This is a genomic window from Pseudomonas sp. GW823-FHT02F05 (assembly GCF_058797315.1).
This window is the reverse complement of sequence record NZ_JBXAJM010000016.1, coordinates 164,956-171,797: the sequence shown is the minus strand read 5'-3', so window position 1 is coordinate 171,797 and position 6,842 is coordinate 164,956. Positions and strand designations below refer to the sequence as shown.

The 6,842-nt window shown below is 52.3% G+C and carries 2 protein-coding genes; both read right to left on the bottom strand.

What is annotated here, in order from left to right:
- Positions 1–292: 292 nt before the first annotated feature.
- The gene (locus AC1RAC_RS19940; RefSeq protein ID WP_492616922.1) at positions 293–5,818 is read right to left on the bottom strand and encodes a DEAD/DEAH box helicase; all 5,526 of its coding nucleotides are present in this window, start codon (positions 5,816–5,818) and stop codon (positions 293–295) included.
- A gap of 19 nt (positions 5,819–5,837) precedes the next feature.
- Positions 5,838–6,839: a hypothetical protein gene (locus AC1RAC_RS19935; RefSeq protein ID WP_492616923.1), complete on the bottom strand. Its 1,002-nt coding sequence runs from the start codon at positions 6,837–6,839 to the stop codon at positions 5,838–5,840.
- Positions 6,840–6,842: the final 3 nt, after the last annotated feature.

Here is a 6,842-nt window from a genome sequence, read left to right as displayed (position 1 = left end):
TGGTGCCCACTTAAATTTAAGTGCACACCATGTCTTGGCTTTGCGGGGCTGGGTAGATGACTTGGCCGGACGGATACAGGGCACGGTACTTCAACACGACAGTCTCATCCGCGCTCGTTGTTGATAACAACGATCGTGAACGTCGCGTGCTTGATCAGTTAATTTTGCAGCCTCTGTGATGAGTAATCACCATTTGCGCGCCCTGAGCATAAGTGAATCAAGCAAAACGGTAAGTCACAGGTGGAATGTGACCTACCGAAAATAACCGTCTCGGTCTTTTTGCTCCCAAGCACTATTGAAATAAAGCTTGAACTATAAGTTGAGCGTCAGGCAGGTTAGACCGAAGCAGATACTCATTCAGTCCACGATAGCTGTATACACCCTTGGCTTTCGCGACGGGATGTACAAACTCCGGGGTGCCAATCAGCCCAGGATAGCAACCAATCGCTACCTGGCGGCCATTGCGGGCCACCAACAGTGGGGTTTCATGGCTTTCAACTGCTGAACACTGATAACCACTCAGTTCAAGGCTTGCGCGAAGTTGTGCCAACGTCGCGACTTGCGCTTCCGGTGATGAGCAGCCCGGTATTTCGCCTCGAACAGCATAACGTAGCAGCATTGCCCCTAAGTGCCTGTCGAGTCGGTTCTGAAGATGCTGGTTGTGGAAATGGTTCAGGCACTCTGTACATGATGTTTCACAGGTACAACTCTCCAGAAGACCTAGCGTGGCTTCAAGAATTTCAGGCATGTGCCTCGCGACAACCTCTGCGTAACCTGCTCCTCCCGAAAGAGTGTCGTACAAGAACACGTCGAGCATCCGAGCATTATCTTGGAGTGCAGGTTCAATACGAAATCCAGACCCAAACTCTGCCGGGTCCAAGTCCAACTGTCGGTGGCGACTCGCGGCAAGACGAAGTGCTTCAGCGATCGTATGTAGCGCATCTTCGAGGATCCGTAAAACAACTGAATCTACTGTATTGGTGACTAGCGGATCTGCAATTTTCAGCCTGAGCAAGAGAAGGTCAGTGTCAAAGTCATGCCCCAACAACACGCGATCAAACGTCCCGCTACAGCGCTCTGGCGTACCTTTTGGGCCTTGTTGGAAATAGGGACGATCATGTATGCCAAGTACCTCGTCCCGGTCATAAACCGAGGCATGACCACAATCCATGCAGACAGAAAATCCGCCCAACTCAGAGCCCTCCTTCCCTCGGTTGACTGTCACCAATGTTTGGTCGATCGCATGCGTGTAGCTTGCGAAGGGACCACACTTGATGAAACTAAATACCTCCGGATCCACTGGCTGCGGAAACTGGGCCATGGTCGCATATGTGATCTCTTGATCCCGATCAATTTCGGGCAGTTCCTTCGCTTTCTCTGGACCAAAAACTTCTGGCAGAATCATCGACTCAGCTACAAGCTCCCCATTGCAAACTGGACAAACCCCACCATTACCCCCTGTCTTATTAGGGTCTCTGACAAAGGAACAAACTTTGCAGTGGACGTGCAGCTTGAGCTTGGCTTTTGCAAAAAGTGGTCGAGCACGATCTACCACTGCTGCGGGCATATCTGCAAATACCCCTCCGCATCGATAAGTTTTTCGGTCAATCACGATAAGGCGGCCAGGGGCATATTCACTCAGGGCTTTGGAGATAGATTGCTGCGGCCGCTGAAGGGTACGTATCTCCCACTTGTTATTCACTCGCTCTGGTTTTTCAACTAAAAAACTGCAAAGGCTTGTGGGAAACGCGTAGCTCGGCAACAACCCATGAAAAAAGAGAAACTCCAGCAGTTCCTTTTGCTCCAGCCTAGGTTCTGAACCTTCGCTCAAACCAGTGGCCCCTTCCTCATCATCCTCAGCGGTCTCATCTAGAGTTTCTGGTCTTGGTGCATGTGCGGAAAGCTCCTGTAACGTCAGCAAAAGCCTTTCAGCGGTGTCTACAAGCCATTCATCCAGCGGAATACCACGTGTGTCGAGTTTTGGTGGTAGCCAAGCAACCACCGACTTCTTCAAATCGGCGTCTTCAGCAATGACACGACGTAATACCCAAGCTTTGAAGCTTCCGAGATTAAGTCCAGTATCCTCTGCACCGAAAAAGAAATCCTGCGTCAAGCCTAATGCCTTTAGGAGCATTGACGTTTTCTCAGTGGGAACTTTGCATTGCGCCATGACTTCATGGAAGAACGTCTGAATGAGGTAAGCATGCACGTGCCTGCGGGCGATTTTTTCGTTGTCTACTTTTACCTCAGGAGTTCGCGGCGGGCCGGCTACGATGTGAGCCGGATTTAAGAAGTAGTGGCTGTCATGCGGTCCGTTCTGGGAATATGTCACCACCGTAGATACGGAAGATCCCCGCCGTCCTGCTCGGCCAGCACGCTGCTGATAGTTCTCGCGCTGCGGCGGAACATTCCGCAATGCAACCGCAACTAGAGATCCAATGTCGACCCCGACCTCCATAGTTGTGGTGCAACTCAGCACATCGATCGGTCTGTCCTTCTCACCCACCAGAACGTCTTGGAATCTCAACTCGTACAGTTCTGTTGTGGCGTGGACCTTACTGCGATCACGGTTGGAAAGCTGCGCCGTGTGCTCCTCGACGTTCAAGTTGGAAAGTCGAGCATCTGGCTCTAGAGCCTCTTGCACTGGGAGACGCCAAAATCCTTTACGTGCTTTGACGTATTCACTGTTGGAAGGGTCAATAGGTGTAGAGCCCTGACTGCCACACGCTAGACAGATATTGCCGGCTAGTGCAAAAGGCATCAGAGAGGTGCAATCGGAACATTGGGTCCATACATGTGCGAGATCAACCACAAGCCTCAATGAGTTTGGGGAAAGGAACCAACCACCATCCACATGTTCAGCCAGTTGACCGCGAAAAATCGCTTCAACTGACTCAAAGGTAGCGCTGGCCCATCCGAGATGACTGGTTAACGCCACCCTCAACTCTTTGTCAAACTGCCCCTTGCTGCCCCAGCCTGATTTAGGGTAGCCGGCCGCCTTGTAACGGAGTATCGGATCTATCGACGAATCAAATGCGAAGTCTTGAAGGAGCGAATCAATCCATCCAACCGCAAGGGCACGGACGTCCTCGTCACCGATGACGATGCCGGCCGTTTTGAGCTCTTCTTTCAGCGCTTTATATTTCCTTTGAGATGGCTCAACGAAACCAACGGTGGTTCCTGAAAGGGAGTAGTAGTTACTGCAGAGCAGCTTCAGCAGGGCGATACGATACCGAGCAGGAAAGTCGCTCGGAGGATTCCCATCTCCCAGCGCTTCTTGCAAATAATCGGTCCCATAATCACGTTCATAAACCGCACGTACCTCCTCAATTCTTTTCGCATCGAGTCCATCAAATATTGGGAGATCTTGCTCAGTTAGAATTTGAAGGAAGGCGAGGTAGAGCATTGACGTAGGTCGAGGATCTTGCTGGTTTTCGCGCAGCCGTTGACACGCTAGCGCTATAGCCTGACGAAAAACATCAAGCTCGATATCACGTGGGATATCCCGAGCAAGCCTAGCCGCTTTCTGCCGACCATCAGAGAATATGAGAACCTTTCGACCACCGTTGGGATGTCGCGCATCCGTAGTGCGACTGGCTGGTTGCCGCGCCATTTGAGTCCGGACCAATGTGGTGAACGGTGCTTCACCTTTTGTGACATGGTCCATGATTTTCGAAGGGTCGCCTTTGGCGCTCCTGACTCTACGAATACAAACCGGACAGTTATCAAAGGTTAGATCGCCGCCGGTCGGTGGTTTGTCAGGTATGCGTACTTTTCGGTAACCCATATTTTCACCAGGACTCACACCAGTGAGGATGCCCGTGGACATATGCAACCACATATCTCTGTGTCGACTGCGAGGATGGGCATTTTCCTCTACAAAAATGTCAATCGGCATCAGCGGAACGGTTCCACCTTCTGACAAAGGTCCGCTTGGCTGATGCCACACGAAATCCATTTCCTCACTTACGTAGCCTCGAATGAACGCGGCTCCACAATCGCGGTGAGTCAGTAGTTCAAAAATACGGCTGTTAGACTCACAGCCGCACAGAGTCAAAGGCTTGGTATGCAACCGCCCCAAGATAGTCGGGCCTTGATGGTCTGCCAAACGATTGGTGCAGTTTGGGTCGACGCAGGCGTGTAACCCCGGTAATCCTCGGTGGAAGAGGTGAAGACGAGTGGGCAGTAGTACTCGGTTGTCTGATCGTCGTTGCGCGTAGCTACCTAGTGTGAGTAGCGCATCAGTCGCCTTTTCTGCCTTGTCTAGAGTGCAATCAGGAAAAAGCGTCTCGCTCAGCGTGCCCAAGCGGACAGCCTTGCCCGACACGAGTGTGATGAGCTTCTCCAACGGCCCGAAGTCAGTAAGACTCTTGAATAGCCAATCGCGAAATGAAGTCTTGTCATTTGCCTGTGGGGCACTCCAGTCAAGTCTTCGGGCGAGAACTGCTGCGGCGTTTGCCGACGCGGCGAGATCATCAGCGGCTCGTTGGAACGCATTCAAGTCAAAGTCGGCCAAAGCGTCGATTTGTTTTTGAGTAACGGTGTATTCGGTAGACCGTGGCTCAGGGGTGCCCTGAATAACTTTAATCCGTCGCGGAGATCCTTCAGGCAGCCCCGTCAAATCGCGTGCAAAACGTTCTCCGTCCTCGGCTGCAGTCTCGTCACGACCAAGACTTGCACTCGTTAGGATGCAGCGCATCCGCTCGCGAGGAATTTCCAATCGGGCGCACAGACGACGGATTAGAAGGGCGACCTCCGCCCCTCCGGCGCCTCGATACATGTGGGCTTCATCAAGGACGAGTATAAATTCGTTTCGGGAGTCTTTTTTCAACCAATCTTTCGTTTGGTCGAATATGTCTCGCTCAATCGGCCGCATGAGCATGTATTCGAGCATCGAGTAGTTCGTAACCAGCAATTCAGGGCAGCGCGTCTGAATTTCATCGCGAGTCATGAGCTCGCGGTCATCTGGTTGAGTTTTTAGCCTTCCCTTCCAATTATTTGAAGCCGTTTGCTTCCCTGCGGCGTTTGTTTTGATCTTGACAGTGTCCTCTCCGTAAAACGCATCGAGATCCTTACTCGGCCACCGACCGATCCGATCAAGCTCGCTTTTAACTGCCGGAACTTTCCCTACCTTCTTATAGAACTCTTCAAAGAGAGGCTTAATAAGGCGCTCATCACGACCGGCCGACCGGGGCCCTGGATACGGGGTGCGTCCCGTGTAGCTACCGAAACGTACCGGTGCATTCCGCCCTTTGGAGATGATTGCGGACGCATCTCGATTTCCAAGCATACGGCGAATACGGGCCAACTGATCATTAACCAAGGCGTTCATCGGGTACAACAGCAACGCCCTGCAGCCAGGCATTGCAGCGGACTCTGGCCGTTCCTCACCTTCTATTGCTAGTTTTCCGATGACCGGCATAAGAAAGCTCTCGGTCTTTCCCGAGCCTGTACCTGTCGCTATCACAAGATCTTCTGCGTCCCGCCCAAGGAACGAGACGAGTGCCTGAGATTGGTGCTCGTATGGTAGGGGGTAAAGTCCCAAGCCCATCACCGATAGCTGTGTCAGTACATCGGCTGCGATTTTTGGAATAGGCAAACTGTTGTATGGCGCGCCAACTTTATAAACTGCCGTCGCCTCCACATAAGGTGTTTGAGCCACCGTCCCATCTGCCTGCAAAAGCGCATTGCGTTCTCTGACAAGTCCCTCGTCCCTGATGTGGTATTGGGCCTCAATGTATTGTCTCAAGCTGTCGGCCAAGCTTTTTGTTGTCTCGTGGACGCCAGTTGCTTCAGCCATCATCGACGTGATGCTCATCAGATCCCTCCTTCGCGCTTCAGCGCTGATGCAAAACTACGCCAAGCCCGTCGAGCGCGCTGCGCACAATGGGTAGCACTTCTGTAGGTAAAACGTGGGAGGTGACGCCTGGGTGCGCACCTTCTGGGCTTGGTATTTGCCAACCTAGCAAAAGCGTTTTCTCCTCTTCTCGCGGTAGTCGCCGCCACAATTGAAGCTTTGTGAACCCATGCGAAGTCCTGGCCTCCACCTTCATAGGGCATCCAGCTTGTATGTCTAGTTGAAAACTAAGACGCCTGGCCTCTTGGGAATCCAAAGACGCCATTTCCCGAAGACGACCGCGAAAAAAATTGCCAATAAAATAAGCGTGCATTGGTCCAGTCTGGCACTTGGAGAGAAAGATCCCCTCTGCGCTCGGCATGGTCACGAGTTGTGCCCACCTGCCGGTCGAATAGATTGAAATTTCGTTCAATTCACCCGGAGCATCAGCTAATCGGCCCCTTGCCGCTGCGAGCACCCGATCAGACCATGCTTCCAGTCCCTCCATAGGAGCGCCAATCCATTCGTGAGCATCACAAATATCAATCCAACCCTCACAGGATCTCGCATCTACAAGGCGCACCCTGCCGCTGGATATCAACTGAACTGAACGAGGAAATGTCTGAGATGGGCCACCTCCAATTACAACTGCCGTGTTATCTGCGGCTCTGACACCTCGAGCTGGCGATGTGAGCCATCTGCTGCCCTCAACCTTTGTCAGATCTCCCACGTTGCCTAGACTATTTAAGACAGTCATCAATCCGTGTGGAGTATCACCTTCCTCGGCCAATTCTGCCCAAATTGAGCTCAAGCGCCGCCGGACCATGCTGGTTAAGCTAAGAGACGCCGCAGCCTGCCAGGCCCCATATCCTTCAACCGGGGCGGAGCACAGATATGATGCAGCTCGCAAACATTCTGATATCACGGCAATTCGAAGCCCTTCGCCAGAGACTTTGCATCCGATGTTTACCGCGAGAACTTTTAGGACTTCATCTCGGGACATCGC